The organism is Sphingobacterium sp. Lzh-3 (assembly GCF_046764375.1).
Classification (GTDB): Bacteria; Bacteroidota; Bacteroidia; order Sphingobacteriales; family Sphingobacteriaceae; genus Sphingobacterium.
Window position 1 is genome coordinate 3,496,828 of the sequence record NZ_CP177226.1, and the last position, 18,098, is coordinate 3,514,925.

The 18,098-nt window shown below is 40.8% G+C and carries 16 protein-coding genes and 1 tRNA gene; 10 read left to right on the forward strand and 7 right to left on the reverse strand.

Annotated elements, in window-relative coordinates:
- Window positions 1–24: 24 nt before the first annotated feature.
- Together ACLCDV_RS14730 and ACLCDV_RS14735 are read right to left on the reverse strand one after the other, a co-directional pair.
- Window positions 25–1,407: an OmpA family protein gene (locus tag ACLCDV_RS14730; RefSeq protein ID WP_411971505.1), complete on the reverse strand. Its 1,383-nt coding sequence runs from the start codon at window positions 1,405–1,407 to the stop codon at window positions 25–27.
- 70 nt (window positions 1,408–1,477) lie between these two features.
- Window positions 1,478–1,891, reverse strand: coding sequence for an NUDIX hydrolase (locus tag ACLCDV_RS14735; protein WP_286848123.1), 414 nt, complete (start codon window positions 1,889–1,891; stop codon window positions 1,478–1,480).
- Window positions 1,892–2,141: 250 nt separating this feature from the next.
- On the opposite strand from ACLCDV_RS14735, the gene ACLCDV_RS14740 reads away from it, so the two are divergent.
- Both ACLCDV_RS14740 and ACLCDV_RS14745 read left to right on the forward strand, forming a co-directional pair.
- A complete protein-coding gene (locus ACLCDV_RS14740) occupies window positions 2,142–3,161 on the forward strand; it encodes a L,D-transpeptidase (protein ID WP_411971506.1) in 1,020 nt (339 codons plus the stop codon).
- Window positions 3,162–3,243: 82 nt separating this feature from the next.
- Entirely contained in the window at window positions 3,244–4,005 is a 762-nt protein-coding gene (locus ACLCDV_RS14745) for a murein L,D-transpeptidase catalytic domain family protein (protein ID WP_236590333.1), read from the forward strand.
- 90 nt (window positions 4,006–4,095) lie between these two features.
- Here ACLCDV_RS14745 and ACLCDV_RS14750 read toward each other — a convergent pair whose 3' ends face one another.
- Complete coding sequence (locus ACLCDV_RS14750; protein WP_411971507.1) at window positions 4,096–4,794, reverse strand: prolyl oligopeptidase family serine peptidase; 699 nt, start codon at window positions 4,792–4,794, stop codon at window positions 4,096–4,098.
- A 247-nt stretch (window positions 4,795–5,041) separates the two neighbouring features.
- Between ACLCDV_RS14750 and ACLCDV_RS14755 the strand changes: the two genes are divergently transcribed.
- From ACLCDV_RS14755 to gap, 6 genes are all read left to right on the forward strand, one after another.
- Entirely contained in the window at window positions 5,042–6,247 is a 1,206-nt protein-coding gene (locus ACLCDV_RS14755) for a metallophosphoesterase family protein (RefSeq protein WP_411971508.1), read from the forward strand.
- Between the two features lie 3 nt (window positions 6,248–6,250).
- Window positions 6,251–9,289 (forward strand): AAA family ATPase, encoded by a 3,039-nt coding sequence (locus ACLCDV_RS14760; protein WP_411971509.1) that lies wholly within the window; start codon window positions 6,251–6,253, stop codon window positions 9,287–9,289.
- An 80-nt stretch (window positions 9,290–9,369) separates the two neighbouring features.
- Window positions 9,370–9,567 carry a hypothetical protein gene (locus ACLCDV_RS14765; protein ID WP_201668249.1) on the forward strand — a complete coding sequence of 66 codons (198 nt, stop codon included), beginning with the start codon at window positions 9,370–9,372 and terminating at the stop codon, window positions 9,565–9,567.
- 248 nt (window positions 9,568–9,815) lie between these two features.
- Entirely contained in the window at window positions 9,816–10,910 is a 1,095-nt protein-coding gene (locus tag ACLCDV_RS14770) for an AI-2E family transporter (RefSeq protein ID WP_336836603.1), read from the forward strand.
- A gap of 221 nt (window positions 10,911–11,131) precedes the next feature.
- Window positions 11,132–11,749 carry a TlpA family protein disulfide reductase gene (locus ACLCDV_RS14775; protein WP_411971510.1) on the forward strand — a complete coding sequence of 206 codons (618 nt, stop codon included), beginning with the start codon at window positions 11,132–11,134 and terminating at the stop codon, window positions 11,747–11,749.
- A 6-nt stretch (window positions 11,750–11,755) separates the two neighbouring features.
- Window positions 11,756–12,763: a type I glyceraldehyde-3-phosphate dehydrogenase gene (gap, locus tag ACLCDV_RS14780; RefSeq protein WP_313188585.1), complete on the forward strand. Its 1,008-nt coding sequence runs from the start codon at window positions 11,756–11,758 to the stop codon at window positions 12,761–12,763.
- A 101-nt stretch (window positions 12,764–12,864) separates the two neighbouring features.
- Here the strand turns inward: gap and ACLCDV_RS14785 are convergent, their stop codons facing one another.
- Together ACLCDV_RS14785 and ACLCDV_RS14790 are read right to left on the reverse strand one after the other, a co-directional pair.
- Window positions 12,865–13,644 (reverse strand): TIGR02757 family protein, encoded by a 780-nt coding sequence (locus ACLCDV_RS14785; RefSeq protein WP_333575006.1) that lies wholly within the window; start codon window positions 13,642–13,644, stop codon window positions 12,865–12,867.
- 8 nt (window positions 13,645–13,652) lie between these two features.
- The gene (locus ACLCDV_RS14790) at window positions 13,653–14,687 is read right to left on the reverse strand and encodes a quinone-dependent dihydroorotate dehydrogenase (protein ID WP_088163570.1); all 1,035 of its coding nucleotides are present in this window, start codon (window positions 14,685–14,687) and stop codon (window positions 13,653–13,655) included.
- Window positions 14,688–14,747: 60 nt separating this feature from the next.
- Here ACLCDV_RS14790 and ACLCDV_RS14795 point away from each other — a divergent pair, with 60 nt between their 5' ends.
- Window positions 14,748–16,667, forward strand: coding sequence for an ABC-F family ATP-binding cassette domain-containing protein (locus tag ACLCDV_RS14795; RefSeq protein WP_317666224.1), 1,920 nt, complete (start codon window positions 14,748–14,750; stop codon window positions 16,665–16,667).
- Window positions 16,668–16,801: 134 nt separating this feature from the next.
- Window positions 16,802–16,874, forward strand: a tRNA-Lys gene (locus ACLCDV_RS14800).
- A gap of 74 nt (window positions 16,875–16,948) precedes the next feature.
- Here the strand turns inward: ACLCDV_RS14800 and ACLCDV_RS14805 are convergent.
- Entirely contained in the window at window positions 16,949–17,383 is a 435-nt protein-coding gene (locus ACLCDV_RS14805) for a hypothetical protein (protein ID WP_317666223.1), read from the reverse strand.
- Window positions 17,384–17,459: 76 nt separating this feature from the next.
- The gene (locus ACLCDV_RS14810) at window positions 17,460–18,023 is read right to left on the reverse strand and encodes a Crp/Fnr family transcriptional regulator (RefSeq protein WP_317666221.1); all 564 of its coding nucleotides are present in this window, start codon (window positions 18,021–18,023) and stop codon (window positions 17,460–17,462) included.
- Between the last annotated feature and the right edge of the window lie 75 nt (window positions 18,024–18,098).

Consider the following 18,098-nt stretch of genomic DNA (forward strand, 5'->3'; position numbering starts at 1 on the left):
GTCTAGTTATGCTGCACAAAGCAATTATCGAACACTTACCGAAACATGCCGATCCATAATACGATCAGATTCTGGCGAATCGGCCTTATACTTGGCAAACTGTGAGCCGTAACCCTCTGCACCTATCACCTGTTTGGAAAGCTGCTCTTTACTCAGGTAATCCTTTACAGCCGTTGCCCGCTCAAGCGATAACTTTTTATTAAAATCCTCATTGCCCGTTTTGTCTGTATAGCCACCGATCTTAATATTAGCTGCAGGAAAAGCCTTTAATATCGCTGCAAGATTACTTAGTTGCACCTGACTTTCAGGCAGCACCTCGGCTGTACCTGTTTTGAAATTCAGGTTATCGAAATCAAACCAGGTATTTTTCAGGGAATCTTCACCCATCGATTTATAATCGGATTTTAAAAATTGGACCAAGTGATCCTCTATCCCGCCTTTAAAAGCAGCAAGTTTGACACCGTTAGGTAGGATAACCTCTGTCTGCTCGCGCTCGACCATACTGGAACCCGTTTTCATAGTATCTGACTCTACCGTTGTCTTATTTACACTGGTGTCGGTAGCACCGTCTTGCTTGCTTCCACTACAGCCTTTTCCAAATAAAAACCAAAGCGCAGCCAATACGACCAGGGCGATTAAAATCTTCCACCAACCGCCACCGGAACCGCTTCCAGAACCGGTTTCAGCGCTTGCTGCCCTGGACTCTTCCGCTCTTGGCAATGACAAGGGCTCTTTATGTGCTTCCAGTTCATTTGCCGGATTAATGGATATTGACTTATGACTATCCACCTCCTTAGCAACATCAGCAGGAATTGCATGTTCAGTCGCGGATTCCGTCGGCGCAGAAAAATGTGCACCATCAAAAAGCTTCCCAAAGGCGCCTAAGCCTAACCCAGCGGGAACAGCAGCAGCAAAAGCGGTCTTATTTTCCTCCAAAACATGACCGATACGATCAAAATCCCAATTTTGACCCCTATTTGTTAGACTGGAGAATATCGCGGGCAAAGAAAAATTCATTAATTTCCCAATGGAGCTGCCATCATACCCCAAATAACCGGCAACAGTACTCAAAACAGTATCCAGCCCCCCACCAAATATTGATCCCAATAAACCCTGAGCATTCTCGCCTTTCACAGCAGGATCCCCCGCGGGCTCATCTGCTTTGGTCACAATACCTAGAAGCTCGTGGAAATCAAAATTCGCAAAGTGCTGCTTAGCCCTTTCAAGTATCGCCGAAAACCCACTACCGGAATCGGAATGTTGGCTTAAACCTAAAAACAAGGCAGGAATTGTTACATTCAAACCCTGCTTTACCCCCTCTTTATCCTGATTTAAAACTTGCCCTATCTGAGCGACCGCCTCTTCGTCAAAAAAGTCCTTCGCCCCTTTTAAAAGCTGATTTTCCATAATCTTTGTTTATTTATAGTTTATATAAAACTCTAACAAACAAAGGTTTAATTTGTTTACTCTACACGATTTAACGATCAAAATCACCCGAAAGCCATTTTGGTAGAACAAACTCGGATGCCAGATGTGCCCATTGGTAACTTTGCCAATCAGCTCTACTGATCCACAGCACTTCTTCCAGTTCTTCATAAGGCTCAAATGCATGACGCTCTGCCAGTTTAATTAAATAGATATAGCCCACGACCACCGTATTTACCTCATTTACAGCCTGTGTACTGTGACTACCGATAAAGCTTATTTCCATGCTGCTCACATCATACCGAAGCTCCTCTTTCAGTTCACGAATTAAGGTCTGCTCACGGCTTTCTTCCGGCCCTACCTTCCCCCCAGGTAGCTGAAAATAGCTAGACCCTTTTTTACGTACCATTAGCAAATCTCCTTCCGGAGCAAGCATCACCGCCGAGCAAATAACAATTTTGTCCATATCATTTATTTCAGATCACAAAACTAACTTTTTATCCATCATCGAAGAAATATCTCCCCCGCGTCCAAGACAGCTCCTTAAAATAAAATTTTACTCCAATAAACACCTCATCATTAAAAATCTGTTACAGTTCACAAAACGAATAGTAAGGTTTAACAGCAAATCTATTTCCTTCAACTGCAATAAAATTGCAAATAATAAACTAATTATCTAAGTTTAAGGTATAAAACGATAATCTATACTTCCATATATGAATCGAAGATTAACCTGTTTAATACTAAGCATATTGTTTCTATTGCCGGGATGCCAGCAGGACAAGAAAAACACAGCAAAAACCAATCAGCAAACTGAGCAGCAAAAACCTACTCCACCTAAAGAGCAGGTTGAGCAGAAAAAAATATTTACCGCTAAGGATATTATCTTAAAAAAAGAGCTGCTTTACAACAAATACACCCTGGAAGACAGCTATCCTTACAAAGACACCACACGCAGTTTTCAATGGGAAAAGATCAAAGAACGCCTGGCCTTTATCGAAAATTTTCAACAGACACCATCGCTATATGGGGTTCTACAGAATTATCAAAATGAAAAAGGCGAAGCCCCAACAATACAGGACTATAAACGGGACTCTTATAAACGCGTATCCGACAGTTTCAACGTCGAACGCTATCAAGCGGCACCACTCTACGATCTTACCAGCGCTAAAGCTGTTCGTTACGGTCGGGACGGCTGGCTCGTCCGCATACAAGGCCCCGACAGCATCGCTCGAATCCCGATTGAAGGTATTTCATTCGAAGGAAAATATACGGTTCCCAAAAGATATCTGCGTATTATTAGCGACACCGTGCAGTTCAAGATCATCAATATCGTCGATGTGAGGAACCAAAATATCTGCACCTTGGAAAAAGTCGGAAACGAATGGCTTATCCGAAGCATGAATCCTGTGACGAGTGGTCGGCACAAACCTCCCCATGCCCAGGAAACTCCAACAGGCCTTTTTGTTGTCCAGGAACACAAATCCAAGATGTTTTATTATGAAGACGGCACCAAAACTTACGCCGGATTCGCGCCTTATGCCACCCGATTTACCGCCGGAGCCTATATACATGGAGTTCCAGTCAACAATCCCAATGGCAGCATTATCGAATATAGTGAGAGCCTAGGCACAACACCCAAGTCGCATATGTGCGTCAGAAATGCGTCATCTCACGCTCAATTTGTCTATAAACGGTCAAAAGACCTCGCTTCACTGGTCGTTGTTATTGATTAACAATATTTAACATTCTGTAAATCAAATATGTATTAACTTTAATAATTAATTTTGTAAACATCTACACAGAAAAGGGAGAAGAATGGGAAATACGTTTATGTTTCTTTTGATGGCACTCAATACAGCATTGTCCTCACAAGAAGAATTAAAAACAACAGATCAACAAACCACCAGCACTCATCGTATCAATGTCGAACGTCAACGCACCGAAGTTGACTCGTTGTATGATGAAATGAATCTAGGCAAAGTATTAAAATACGAAGCGTTTCGTCAAGCAATGGAAGGCAGAAAAGAACTTCCGATCCATAACAAGGACATCATGACCGTCATTGACTTTTCATTGGCATCAACGGAAAAAAGGCTTGTTGTACTCGACCTTGCGCACAAAAAAGTACTTTTCAACACACTGGTTGCGCATGGAAAAAATAGCGGAGAAAACTATGCCGTCAATTTTTCAAATCAACAGGAGTCACTTAAAAGTTCTTTAGGGTTCTTCACAACAGAAAACACGTACAACGGCGAGAATGGCTACTCCTTGGTATTAAATGGTCTTGAAGAAGGTATAAATGACAATGCAAAAGCAAGATACGTTGTGATGCATGGCGCCGATTACTGTAGCACAGGAACAATAGCAAGTTTAGGCAGACTCGGTAAAAGCTACGGCTGCCCCGCAGTACCAAGGGAATTTGCAGGCCCGATCATTAACACCATCAAAGATGGAACCTTGTTGTTTATTTATGCCGACAACTCCGAATATCTCGCAAAGACACACTTGATTCATCAACCTAATATATTGATGGCGCAATTTCAAAAAAGACCGCCTGCATTTGATCACGAAGGCTAATAAATAAAAAAAGCCTGATGGAAATACTTCATCAGGCTTTTTTTATTTATAAATTGTCTTTCGATATACCGCTACCGGACCAACACGACCCTAAGATTTATGCTTTTTCTTAAACTTCAACATCCAATTGTAAATTGCATCATCATGGAACAATCGCTCCACACTTCCATGGGTTCCCCCTTTTATCACATTTAAGCTCACATTTGCATCCGGATCTTCTCTTTTGATCGCATTCATAATTTTTCTGGACTCCGAAATTGGCACTGCACGATCAGCGGTACCATGATGAAGCCATATCGGCACCTGCGTCAGGTTAGATGCATACTGACTCGATCCGCCGCCACATATTGCTACTGCAGCAGCCACCCTTTCGGGATATTTACCAGCCACATCCATGGTGCCATAGCCCCCCATACTCATGCCGCAAACGTAAATACGGTCGGGGTCAGCATTGTAATGTTCAATAACATAGTCAACAATTTCGATTACTTTGTCCGGATCCCATCCTCCCCGGGACTGTGGCGCAACAATTATCCCAGGCACCTCCTGCCCTCTGTTGATGGCATACAATACACCATAACGCTTTACACGATCTAAATTTGTCCCGGACAAACTTCTTCCATGCAAAAACACAAATACAGGCTGTTTTTCAGATTCCAACGAATCCGGTGCGGCATCTTTCAATAAAAAAGGATAAGCAGTTTCTCCTTTTATAGCGTGTATTTCCTGCGCGTTTACGCGCATCAACAGCATAAAGAAAAAACAGCTATACAGGTAAACTTTTCGCATATTTTTTGTCTGTGACTATCTAGCTTAATTTTGGAGCACTAAAAATACAATTAAATGACTTTTATGACACACATTTAACATGTTTTAACATTTCAATTGCGACAACATTACACTTTAGCACAAAGCAAAGATTACATACCATATTGGCCCCAAACTGATCATTTGGAAGATTCCATCCAATTATAATTGCATTTCATGCCAAATTTATCTTAGTTTGTAACATTGCGCAAAATATCCAAGCTCTCACATGAAAATATTGCATACCGCCGATTGGCATTTAGGAAAACGATTGGACAGTTTCTCCCGGATAGATGAACAAGTACTGGTCATGAATGAAATCGTTGATATCGCAGACCGGGAAAACGTGGATCTCGTGATCATCGCAGGGGATCTGTTCGATGCCTTCAATCCCGGTGTGGAAGCCATCGAGCTATTCTACCGAACAATCAAGCGTCTTACCAGGAATGGCATACGCCCAGTACTAGCAATCGCGGGCAATCACGATTCACCCCATTTGATTGACGCGCCCGATCCTTTGGCACGAGCGTCGGGCATCATCCTAATTGGGCATCCGCATGCTGTGGTTACCCCTTTCACAACAGATGGTTTCACCGTATTAAAGTCAGATACGGGCTTCATTGAGTTGAGCTTACCGCAATTTGACTATCCGATTCGTATTCTTCATACAGCCTATGCCAACGAAATACGCTTAAAACAATATCTAGGCGAAGAGAAAGAAAGTAAATTAAATGAGGTCTTAGCAGCAAATTGGCAAAAAATAGCCAATACCTATTGCGATGATAAAGGTGTGAATATATTGACAGCGCATCTTTACATGAATAAATTTGGCAGTCCACTTTTAGAGGAGCCTGACGGCGAAAAACCGGTCAAAATTGGCAATGCAGACTTAATCTATTCAGAGGCCATCCCACCACAGGTCCAATACACCGCATTAGGGCATCTCCACGGGTATAAAAATATCGGTTCTGCCGAAAAACCGGTGGTTTATGCATCTTCACCCCTATGTTATAGTTTTTCGGAGGCTGGGCAAGCTAAATACGTTGCGCTGGTCAATGTATCGGCCGGCGAGCAAGCAAGGGTTGAGCGCATTCCACTAACTCAGGGCAAACCGCTGATCCGAAAATCGTTCGACGATATTGAACAGTGCATATCCTGGTTGTCTGAAAACCCCGATGCTTTGGTGGAGCTCACACTGAAATCAGAAACCTTCTTAAAAGCCGAAGACCGCAAGCGAATTTATCAGAGCCATTCGGGAATAATCTATCTCATTCCGCTCGTTAAACAAGATGAGCAAGCGCTTCTGGACAAAAAAGAAATCAATCTTACACAAGACATGTCGACCTTATTCAACGATTATTTCAAATCCAAGAATAGCAATCAGGCGCCCAATGACGACATCCTTGACCTTTTTCGCGAAATCCTAAACTCTTAATCCATGATTCCATTAAAGCTAACTCTAGAGGGGATATACTCTTATCAAGAACGTCAGACGATCGATTTTACCGCGCTTTCTCAAGCGGGGCTTTTTGGTATCTTCGGTGCTGTAGGCTCCGGTAAATCATCAATATTGGAAGCGATTACCTACGCCTTATTTGGAGAAACGGAACGTCTGAATGCACGGGATAAACGCGCCTATAACATGATGAATCTCAAGTCCAATCGATCTTATATCGAGCTTGATTTTGTCAATTTTGAAGACCGTACATTTAGAATTACCCGCGAATTTAAACGCAATTCCAAAAATTTCGATGATGTAAAATCCCCCACCGTTGTACTCTACGAAAAAATAAATGAAGAATGGGTACCACTGGAAAGCAGCAATACACAGCATATCATTGGATTAAGCTATGAGAACTTTAAAAGAACAATCATCATTCCCCAAGGGCAGTTCAAAGAGTTTATAGAACTTGGCGCCAAGGAACGGACGGATATGATGAAAGAGATTTTTCAACTGCATCGATTTGACCTGCAGGATAAAGTTTCCAACCTCTATAAAAAAAATCAGTCCGAACTGGATCACCTCAACGGTCAATTAATAGGTTTTGACGAGGTTACAAGCGAACAGATAGAAACGACCGAAACAAATCTCCAACTAGCAGTCGAGTCCTTTGTCGCCATTGAATCGTCGTACAAGTCGCATCATGAAAAGTTCTTAAGGCTCAAAAAACTCAAAGAGGATGTCTTAGAGCTTCGTACGGTGAAGGCGCTCTTTCAGCAATTGCTAGAACAAAAAGGTGAAAAAGAGACCTTACGATTAAAGTTAAACCGCTTTGAGGAAGCGCAAACTAACTTTCTACATATTCTTAATTCCAAGGAAAAATTAGCCCAAGAAGGCCTAATTGCACATAAAAGAGTAGAAACCGAAAAACAGAGACAGGCCGAAATTCAGCAGCTGATGCAGGAGCATTCCTCAAATCTCAATCTGTTGAAATCACAATACGAACTGCTACCGCAACGTCGTGTCCAGGAACTGGACCTTGAATTGATAAGCCAATTGATTACGTTTTCAAATGAAATTAAGAGTTTACAGGATCGCGCACAGAAGGGGCGTAATTTTGTGCAGGAAACAAGAGCGCAACAACGACATTTTAAAGCCAAAATCCAAGAGACAGAAATTCAGATCGCTAGGCTAAAGCAATCAAAGCCTTCGGCCCATGAACTCATGGAACTGGGCCAGTGGTACACCAAACAGCAGGGCATCCAACAACAGGAAGACGATCTGAACAAGCAGGCCATTGATTTAGAAACAAGTATAACTGTGCTGAAGCAGGAACTCCAGGCCATTCATCCGGACCTCGAAAAATTCCGATCAAATCACCTCCTTGTAGCCAGTGCCCTCGCGCAAAAACTCCAGACTCTCCAAGATGAAAAATCACATCTTCTCCTGCAGCAAAGGTTGACCCAATATGCAGAAAACCTTAAAGCAGGATCCCCATGCCCACTATGTGGAGCATTGGAACATCCGGCTATCAATCAAGGACAGGATATTTCTCAGGAAGTTGCCGCCAATGAAAAATTGATTGCCGAGACAAATGAAAATCTTAAGCATCAACAGGACCAACAATTCCAAGTCGAAAAGCTCCAGCTGCGCTTACAGTCATTAAATGATCAGCAACAAGATCTAAACACGAAAATTCAGCTGAATGCCAATAACAAAATTGCGCATGCTCAGCAATTTACATGGATCGGTTATAGCGCTACGGATGAATCCAGCTACACATCAAATAAGCAGGAACTTGCCCGGATCGAAACACAGATAACAACAGTGGAGCAACAGCTTGGTGAGCACCAGGCTACACTCGCTTCCGTTGAGGAAAAGCTGGAGAAATACAATAAAGCACTGCATCAGTTTGAACGTGATGAAGCAAGCAAACAGGCCCAGATTAATCAAAATATGGGGAACCTGAAAGCGCTGCGCTGGTCTGATTATGAGATGCGGGAATCCGAAGCAGTTGAAAAGGAATATATTGCACTGAAAAGATCAAATCTGGATATTGAGCGCGATTACATTACTTCAAGCGAACGATTAAATGAGTTAAACAGTCAATTTGCAGCACAATACAGCTTGGTACAGACGATTGTTGAACAGCTTACAGATATCCGTCGTGAAAGTCAAGAAACCGATGCTACAATCCAGCAGCTACTTGTGGCTTCACCCTTTGAAACTTTGGCAGAGATCCGGCAAATTCTTGCCGAGAATTTGTCTGTCATACAGATCCGACAAGAGCTTGAACAATTTCAAATCCAGTTTGAAACTGTGAAGGCACAGATCAGTCAGTTGGAAAAGAAACTCGTCGACCAGGTATTTGACGAGAACGAATTTCTTGCACAAGAAAAAATCTTGGAAGAGAGCGCCCAACAATTGAAAGCGAGCACTGAAGCTGTTGCCCGACTTCAGCAGGAGCGCGATCAGCTAAAAATCGCCTATGCAAAAAAGGAAAATCTCCTGCAACAACAGGTAAAACTAAACTTACGCCATGACAATTTGAAGCAACTTTTTAATCTCTTTAAAGGTGCGGGTTTTGTACAATATGTTTCTTCGATTTACCTAAGGCAGCTGTGTGATCATGCAAATATTCGTTTCCATCGCATGACCCGAAATCAGCTTAGCCTACAGCTGAACGACAACAATGAATTTGAAATTATAGATTATTTAAATGAGGGAAAAAGTCGCAGTGTAAAAACATTATCCGGTGGACAGGCATTTCAGGTATCCCTAAGTTTGGCTTTGGCCTTGGCCGAAAGTGTACAGTCAAATTCGCGTGCGGCCAAAAACTTCTTTTTTATCGATGAAGGTTTTGGAACACAAGATATCACTTCTGTTAATATCGTTTTCGAAACGCTATTAGATTTACATAAGGAAAACCGGATCGTCGGCATTATTTCACATGTTGAAGAACTCAAAGAACGCATTCCAGTGTCCCTTTCGATAGAAAAGGACGAAGAACAGGGTAGCCAAATTTTTATCAATTAATTCCGTTTTTATTTTGTAAATTAGTTATAGCGGTCCCGCTGAAAAAGCCTGATCGCTATAACCAACAAAAACAAAAGATTATGGGCTTATTTTCAAACAACAAAAAAGGAAAAGGGTCTCATCCTTTTTTTCATAAAGCGACCAAAGCAGAAGTCAACACGACCTTTTCAGCTAAAGATTCCAGTCCATTAAGGACAACGCAATCCATGCTTTTTGTCAAACAATACGATATCCTAACGATCTTAAGGGAGGTTTTAATGCCGCAGAATCAAAACTAAATTCGCATAAAAAGGCTTATCTTTCCATCCAAAAGTGAACAATTGGTTTGGAGTGGCTGGATGCAAAATAGCGTCATTGCCATTCTCATGGAGCCTCCTCATCCAACTGATCCGGGGATAAAAAAAAGAAATTCAAAAAATCATTGAAATTATAAAAAAGGAAGTTTAATTTAACAAGATAAAACTTTTCTAAAAAAATATTGTCATACGATAAATAACAATCGATAGACAGTATATTTGTCAGCTATATGAAGTACAAACAAATCAACAATAATTCCATCAATCAAATCATGCTAATCGTCATCATTCTGGCGATATGTATATTGATCTTTACAAGCTTATTTTACTACCTACCCGGTTTTCTGGGAGCAGTTACCTTATATGTTCTTTTTAGAAAAATCAACTTTAAGTTGACGGAAGAAAAAAAATGGAATAAATCTTTCGCCAGTATTTTATTGATATTATTGACCATCATATTCTTGGTAGGACCACTCTATCTGTTAATCAACTACATGGTACCTCAGGTAACAGAAGTCATTAGCAACAAAGACGATCTGATGCACAAGTTTGACTCGATCAAAACCTACTTTAAAGACAGCCCTTATTTAAGCAATATTGATCTTTCAGATACTGCCCTAATGGGAGCGCTTCAAAATGCAGCTAAATTCATACCCAATATTCTGAATTCCGTTGCAGAAGTGGGAGTCAATATATTGGTTGCTTTGTTTGTTTTGTATTTCATGTTGGTTAGCAGCAAAAAATTAGAACAAACCATCTATCAAGCGATCCCTTTCACCATGGCCAGTAAAGCCGAATTGTGGAAAGAGTTTGACATGATGGTAAAATCCAATGCAATCGGCATCCCGATTTTGGCCATGTGCCAAGGTATTGTAGCCGGTCTTGGCTATTGGTTCTTTGGCCTGGAAAGCCCTATCTTTCTAGGGATACTCACCGCTGTTTCCACTATAATTCCTATTTTGGGAACGATGGTGGTTTATCTACCGGCAGCGCTTTTTCTACTTGCGAATGGGCAGTCTGGAAATGCAATAGGTCTTGCCTTATACGGGATCATTATCATCGGGAGTATTGATAATGTACTTCGGTTTACCATATTGAAAAAGTTGGGCGATGTACATCCATTAATAACCGTGTTCGGTGTATTGTTAGGTTTAAATCTATTTGGTATGCTGGGATTGATCTTCGGTCCGCTCATTTTATCCTGCGTTAGCGTACTCCTGAAAGTCTACAGTATTGAATTTGGACGAAGTACGCCTGAAATCATTCAATCTACCTCATTGACAGACACAAAGTCCACTCATGACAGCCCTGATATTATAGAATAAGGGCACTTCAATAGGTTAAGTTGATTTGATAACAAATGCATCAATATCCAGTAAACTGTCATAAATGAGATTCAACGATTGATAATCCCTTTTTTTTCATAGTTTTGAATCATTAATACAATTGATTGTTCAATGCTTTCTACGCAGAATTTGACGATTTATTAAGCATAAATATTAAAACGATAAAATCACTAAAACTGATTTAAAAGCAAACGTATTCTATGAATAAAAAGATAATCTTAGGAGTGACAGTGGCATTGGCTGCCGGAATTCTTTCCTCATGTAACAACAACAAACCGAAAACAGATCATACTTCAAATACGACCCAGGAAGCCAGCGCTGAAAGCCATGATCATGCAGGTCACGATCATGCAGGCCACGACCATAGTCAAGCTGCACCAACGCAATCTTCCGACCCTGCAGCCATTCTCCCTAATTTCACATTTTATCAGCTTCGTTCGGGCATCCGTGTTACGCAGGAAAACGTTGCCAAAGACAAGAATACCGTTTTTATTCTATTTGATCCAGGATGTAGTCATTGTCAACATGAAGCTACGGAGCTAGAAAAGAATATTGATCGTCTAAAAGACGTCAATATCTATTATATTTCCATGAATGACCCAGCATTAGTATTAGGTTTTTTTGACACATTCGCTCCTAAACTATCCAAAGCATCTAACGTAGAGGTATTGATTGATAAAGACCAAACGTTTATACAAACAATCCATGTACCCTCACAATTTCCGGCAAATTATGTGTATGGTGCGGATGGAAAGCTAAAAGCACATTGGGAAGGTGAAAAAAATATTAACGAAGCAATAAGCCAATTTCATAAATAATCTGAAATGCTAAACATAGCAATCAATGGATTCGGACGTATCGGTAGAAATACACTACGTAATATCTTTTTAAGAGGGGCTTTCGATGAATTGAATGTCATCGCTATCAATGATCTGACAGACACCAAGACGTTGGCCCATCTATTTAAATATGATTCTGTACATGGTCCTTTTCCTGGTACTGTGACCCACGATGACAAACATATTATTGTCAATGATCTTTCCATCTTGGTCACCAATGAAAAAGATCCTGCGGCATTGCCTTGGAGGGCGCTTCAAATTGATGTCGTCATAGAATCTACGGGGTACTTTACCAGTCGTGACAAAGCGTCGCTGCACTTGGAAGCTGGTGCAAAAAAAGTGATTATTTCCGCACCGGCACAAGATAAAGACATTCCAACAGTGGTATTGGGCATTAATGATCGTGTCATTGATCTATCTGCTTCGATTTTATCCAATGCCTCCTGTACAACAAACAATGTTGCTCCCCTAGTTAAAATATTGGATGAAAATTGGGGCATCAAAGATGGCTATATTACCACGGTTCACTCCATGACTGGAGACCAGAATCTTCACGACGCACCACATAAAGATTTAAGGAGAGCGCGAGCAGCATCGTCGGCGATCATTCCAACAACCACTGGTGCTGCTAAGGCGATAACCAATGTCTTTCCACATTTGCAGCATAAATTAGGGGGCGCAGGCATACGTGTACCTGTACTCAATGGCTCATTGACGGACTTTACCTGTACACTTGAGAAAGAAACCACGGTAGAAGAAATTAATAAAGCGTTCAAAGCTGCAGCAGAAAACGACTTAAAAAATGTATTATTTTATACAGAAGACCCCATAGTTTCGGTAGATATCATCAATAACCCCTATTCATGTGTATTTGATGCCCAGTTAACCTCGGTAGTGGGTGGTCTGGTCAAGGTTGTGGGCTGGTATGACAATGAATTTGGTTATTCTAATCGTTTGGTTGACCTCCTGATCAAGATCGACAAGCTTGTATAATCTAGCCACCCCTGCAGCATCTTACCATTGGTTCCGGTATAAAAAAAAGCGTCCTTGCCAGCTATAGTTGACAAGGACGCTTTTTTCTTCACGTCTTAATTTTACATTTCCCCTTCTACGCCTAAGCCAAACAACGCAAAATCATATTTGACCGGATCCAACGGATCTAGTAGGCGTAGATTGGCCGTTAATTCCTGGGCTGTTTTCCAATTCACTTTATCCAATGTAATTAGACCAAATTTACGGGCAACGCGCTCAACATGGACATCGCACGGACAGATTAGATCTTTTGGGGACAGACGGTGCCAAATCCCAAAGTCTACCCCTTTTGTATCTTTTCTGACCATCCAGCGTAAAAACATATTGATCCGCTTGACGGTTGACTTCTGTGCTGGACTACTAATGTGTTTCCGTGTGCGAACAGGATAATCAGGCAACGAAAAGAAATAGGTTTTAAAGGCATTCAGTGCCATTTCTAAGTCGACCTCTTCCCTGCTCTCCTGCCCTACGAGAAAAGCATCTTCCAAAGATTCGAAATGCTGATAGTGGTGCTTAAAAAAAGAAACAAAATAAAGAATATCGGTATCATTGAACGTACGGTGTTTAAATCCCAGTAAGGTTTTTAAATCCTGCTCTTGGTGATTGATGATATAATCGTATGGCGAACCATCCATTCGAGCCACCAGCTCGTTGCATTTATTGATAATCGTCTTTCTTTGCCCCCAAGCCATAATGGAAGCCAAGAATCCCATGATTTCAATGTCCTGCTTCGTTGAAAATTGATGCGGAATAGATATGGGATCATTTGGAATAAAACCAGGTTGATTATATTCATCAACTTTCTTATCCAAGAAATCTTTCAGATCAAAATCAACTGCCATGCTAATCCTTATCTTCCTGTCTGCAATATGCCTTTACAAATCTTTGCAATCAAGCCTGGACCTTCGTAGATAAAACCGGTATAAACTTGAATGAGACTGGCTCCTGCATCTAACTTCTCTATGGCATCTTTCGCCGAATGAATCCCCCCTACACCAATGATAGGAAATGCCTTGTTGGACTTTTCACTTAGGTAGCGAATAACTTCTGTTGAACGCTTGGTCAAAGGACGTCCACTTACCCCGCCCGCTTCATTAATCAGTTCCTGCTGACTCTTTAGGCCTTCTCTTGAAATTGTTGTATTCGTTGCGATGACGCCTGCAATTTGTGTCTCCAATACGATCTCGACGATATCATCCAATTGACTATCCGTCAAATCAGGTGCTATTTTAAGCAGAATTGGCTTCGGAGCTGTTTTAGCGACATTGAGGCTTTGTAAAGTATTTAATAGATGTTTTAAAGGTTCCTTTTCCTGCAAATCGCGTAAGCCCGGTGTATTCGGGGAGCTCACATTGACCACAAAATAATCCACGTAGTCAAATAATGCATTGAAGCAATAAATGTAGTCATTGACAGCTTCCTCATTAGGCGTCACCTTATTCTTACCGATATTCCCCCCTATTAACAATCCTTTTCGATCCTTTAGATTTTTCAATCTTGTGGCGGCAACGTCTGCCCCTTGATTATTAAATCCCATTCTATTGATCAAAGCTTCATCGGAAACAAGTCGGAACATCCTGGGTTTATCGTTTCCCGGTTGCGGCTTAGGAGTTACCGTTCCAATTTCGATAAAACCAAATCCCAAATTAGTCATATCTGCAATATATTCCGCATTTTTATCAAAGCCAGCAGCAAGGCCCACAGGATTTTTAAATTTCAATCCAAAGACTTCGCGTTCCAAACGTGGATCTTCCACGGTAAAAAAAGCGTTCAATAATTGTTTGGCGCCCCAAATTTTTGAGAAAACATTCAATCCACCGGTCACTTTATGGTGAGCCGTCTCCGGATTCATTGTAAAGAATATAGGTTTGACTAATTTATACATAATCGCAAAGTTACTCAAAGAAGAAGAAATATTCATTACTTTTGTACTTTTGCAGTTGAAATGATATCAATAAATAATTTAACATTTGAAATAGGATCTCGCGCTTTATATGACGAAGCAAACTGGCATATCAAACCAGGAGATAAAGTTGGCTTGATCGGTGCCAATGGTACAGGTAAATCAACTTTACTTCGCCTTATTGTCGGTCAATATACGCCCACATCAGGAACGATTTCCATGGCGAAGGACCTTAAGATTGGTTATTTAAACCAGGACTTATTGTCGTACCATTCTGACAAAAGCATTTTGCATGTTGCCATGGAAGCTTTTGAACGCCAAAATCAATTACATGCCGAAATCGAGGACTTACTCCACAAACTAGAAACAGATTATTCGGATGACATCCTGAATAAACTAAGCGATAAACAAGTAGAATTTGAGGCCTTAGATGGTTATAACATCGAATTTAAGGCCCATGAAATCCTTGCTGGTCTAGGTTTTTCAGAAGAAGAACAAAAAAGACCATTGGCAACTTTCTCTGGAGGATGGCGTATGCGGGTTATGCTTGCCCGCATCTTATTGCAAACTCCGGATATTCTGTTACTGGATGAGCCGACCAACCACATGGACTTACCTTCCATCAAATGGCTGGAGAACTATCTGCAAGCATTTGATGGCGCCATTGTGATTGTTTCCCACGATCGATATTTCCTTGACCGCATCATCAAGAAAACAGTAGAATCACGTAAAGGAAAATTAACACTTTATGCAGGTAATTACAGTTTTTATCTTGAAGAGAAGGAATTACGGAATGAATTGCAGGCCAATCAGTTTAAAAACCAGCAAGCCAAGATAAAACAGGAAGAACGTTTAATTGAGCGTTTCCGTGCTAAGGCTTCCAAAGCCAAAATGGCGCAGTCGCGGATCAAAGCGTTGGATCGCTTGGAGAGAATTGACGATGTTGACGATGACAATCCGACGGTAAACTTCAGCTTTAAATTTTCAAAACCTTCAGGTCGTCACGTTGTGACGTTGGAAAATATTTCCAAGTCCTACCCTAACCTGGAGATCTTAAAAAATACCTCAGCAATTATAGAAAAGGGTGATAAGATTGCACTAATTGGTGCCAATGGTAAAGGTAAATCTACCCTCTTACGTATCGTGGCCAATGCGGATCACGAGTTTGAAGGAAAGGCAGAACAGGGACACAACGTGTCGCAAACATTTTTTGCACAACATCAGCTGGAAGCCTTACACCTGGAAAATTCCATCCTTGCCGAGTTACAAACTTTTGCACCGAAGCATACAGAGACCGAATTGCGCTCCATTCTTGGATGTTTTCTATTCACCGGAGACGATGCTTTCAAAAAGATCAAAGTACTTTCCGGAGGTGAGAAATCACGTGTGGCTCTTGCAAAAGCATTAACCGCAGACGCGAACTTCTTAGCGCTTGATGAACCTACCAACCACTTGGATATGCAGTCTGTCAACATTCTGATCCAGGCTTTGCAGCAATACGAAGGTACATTCATCGTTGTATCCCACGACCGGTATTTCTTGGACAATGTGGCGAACAAAATCTGGTACATTGAAGACAAACAGATCAAGGAGTACCCAGGTACTTACCAGGAATATGAAGAATGGGCTGCAAAACGCGTTGTGAAGACGGAGGTAAAAACCGAGAAAAAAGTCAAGGAAGAACCCAAAGTAAAGAAGGAGAAACATCCACTTACGGAAGATAAGACACGTTTGTTGAGCAAGAAAAATAAGGAGCTAACGTCTTTTGAACAAAAAATTGAGGAGCAGGAAATTTTAGTCAAAAACTTAGAATCGAAGCTTGCGGACGAAGCGGTTTATTCGGATGCGACTAAGTTACAGGAAACTACACGTTCTTACAACTCAGCAAAGGCATTATTGACACAATTCCAGGAGAGTTGGGAGCAGTTGGCGGAAGAAATCATGGATTTGGAAAATGATTAATTTTTTTGGCTTAAAATCAGCTTATTAAGCATTAGAGCGTGATTTTAAGCCAAAATTATTTGCAGGAATAGGATTAAAGCCCTACTTTTGCATCACTTCAAACAAGGAACGGCAGTTCAAAAATAAAGAAGTAAGATTCCGTAGCTCAGCTGGTAGAGCAATACACTTTTAATGTATGGGTCCTGGGTTCGAATCCCAGCGGGATCACAGAAAAAAGCTAATCGCAAGATTAGTTTTTTTTGTTTATATGAATTGTAAGTGACAAAGACTGGACGATTATGTTATCTATTCTCACTCAATGACTTTAACCTTTTAATTCCGTTCAAAATACCTCCTCTAATCATATTTCCATATCCGTCATCAGATAATTTGTCCGTGAACGAAAGTGCTGATTGGTAATTTTTTTCTGCATTTTCAACATCGCCTAGATCCTCATAGCATTTGGCAATATTCAAGTAAAGCGACGGGAATGCCCCGCTGACATCGTTGTCCTTTATTTCTTGAGCCAAATGTAAGGCCGTCTCATCCCATTTCAATTTGTCTGCAACACTCTTCTGATGTCTTGCTATATAATGGGCTGCTATAAATCTTTCAACGTCATTTATTGCTTCATTCCAAGCTTGAGTAAATAATTTGCTTGCTTCTTCCGGTTTACCCTCGATGTCCATACCTTGGGCACAAAGTTTAACGACGTGGTTATCTGGATCTAAATACATATTGATTATTTTTAAAAATGTAACTAATCAAATTTAAAACATTCCAACTTTAGACGCGTTGATGTATGTCAAAAAATCATTTCGATTTAAGCCTACTCAACGTTTCTTGTGTAATATCAAGATAAGAGGCAAGTATTCTGTTTGAAAGCCGTTGGATATAGATTGGTTCTTCACTCATGAGTTTGTCATAGCGCTGTTTAGCCGAAAGTGTTATACGATTCTCCATCTTCTGATTCTGGCATAAATAAGTACTTTCCAAAAATTGCCGGTAATATTTTTCCCACAGCGGGATATCTGACAATAACTGATAAAAATCTTTATGGTTTATTGCATATAGTTCTGAATTTTCGAGCGTTTCGACGAATTCAGTTGACTTTTTTTGCGATATAAAGCTAGAGATTGAGGTAATAATAGCATTTTCGAATGCGATATGTCTCGTTTTTTCCTGCCCCCGCGCGGTTACAAAGTATGTTCTAATACTACCGCGATGAACAAAATATAAATCTTTACAAGTCTCTCCCTCTGACAGCAACAGGGTATTCTTTTTTAAATGCTGTAGTCTGAAGCATCTGCTTATCTGGTCTATGTGCTCATCGGCAATACGCGTATTGTTTTTAAGATAATATTGTATTTTTCCCATCAAATGAACTGTTGCTATGTTATCTATATCCGATTAAGACTCAAAGTTAGAAAAACAAGGATATGATGAATAAAA

What these genes read in the sequence shown, in the direction of transcription:
- ACLCDV_RS14810 (WP_317666221.1), bottom strand. Translation starts at nt 18,023, where the DNA reads ATGGGAAAAATACAATATTATCTTAAAAACAATACGCGTATTGCCGAT.
- ACLCDV_RS14805 (WP_317666223.1), bottom strand. Translation starts at nt 17,383, where the DNA reads ATGTATTTAGATCCAGATAACCACGTCGTTAAACTTTGTGCCCAAGGT.
- gap (WP_313188585.1), top strand. Translation starts at nt 11,756, where the DNA reads ATGCTAAACATAGCAATCAATGGATTCGGACGTATCGGTAGAAATACA.
- ACLCDV_RS14785 (WP_333575006.1), bottom strand. Translation starts at nt 13,644, where the DNA reads ATGGCAGTTGATTTTGATCTGAAAGATTTCTTGGATAAGAAAGTTGAT.
- ACLCDV_RS14755 (WP_411971508.1), top strand. Translation starts at nt 5,042, where the DNA reads ATGAAAATATTGCATACCGCCGATTGGCATTTAGGAAAACGATTGGAC.
- ACLCDV_RS14795 (WP_317666224.1), top strand. Translation starts at nt 14,748, where the DNA reads ATGATATCAATAAATAATTTAACATTTGAAATAGGATCTCGCGCTTTA.
- ACLCDV_RS14770 (WP_336836603.1), top strand. Translation starts at nt 9,816, where the DNA reads ATGAAGTACAAACAAATCAACAATAATTCCATCAATCAAATCATGCTA.
- ACLCDV_RS14735 (WP_286848123.1), bottom strand. Translation starts at nt 1,891, where the DNA reads ATGGACAAAATTGTTATTTGCTCGGCGGTGATGCTTGCTCCGGAAGGA.
- ACLCDV_RS14730 (WP_411971505.1), bottom strand. Translation starts at nt 1,407, where the DNA reads ATGGAAAATCAGCTTTTAAAAGGGGCGAAGGACTTTTTTGACGAAGAG.
- ACLCDV_RS14745 (WP_236590333.1), top strand. Translation starts at nt 3,244, where the DNA reads ATGGGAAATACGTTTATGTTTCTTTTGATGGCACTCAATACAGCATTG.
- ACLCDV_RS14740 (WP_411971506.1), top strand. Translation starts at nt 2,142, where the DNA reads ATGAATCGAAGATTAACCTGTTTAATACTAAGCATATTGTTTCTATTG.
- ACLCDV_RS14750 (WP_411971507.1), bottom strand. Translation starts at nt 4,794, where the DNA reads ATGCGAAAAGTTTACCTGTATAGCTGTTTTTTCTTTATGCTGTTGATG.
- ACLCDV_RS14760 (WP_411971509.1), top strand. Translation starts at nt 6,251, where the DNA reads ATGATTCCATTAAAGCTAACTCTAGAGGGGATATACTCTTATCAAGAA.
- ACLCDV_RS14790 (WP_088163570.1), bottom strand. Translation starts at nt 14,687, where the DNA reads ATGTATAAATTAGTCAAACCTATATTCTTTACAATGAATCCGGAGACG.
- ACLCDV_RS14775 (WP_411971510.1), top strand. Translation starts at nt 11,132, where the DNA reads ATGAATAAAAAGATAATCTTAGGAGTGACAGTGGCATTGGCTGCCGGA.
- ACLCDV_RS14765 (WP_201668249.1), top strand. Translation starts at nt 9,370, where the DNA reads ATGGGCTTATTTTCAAACAACAAAAAAGGAAAAGGGTCTCATCCTTTT.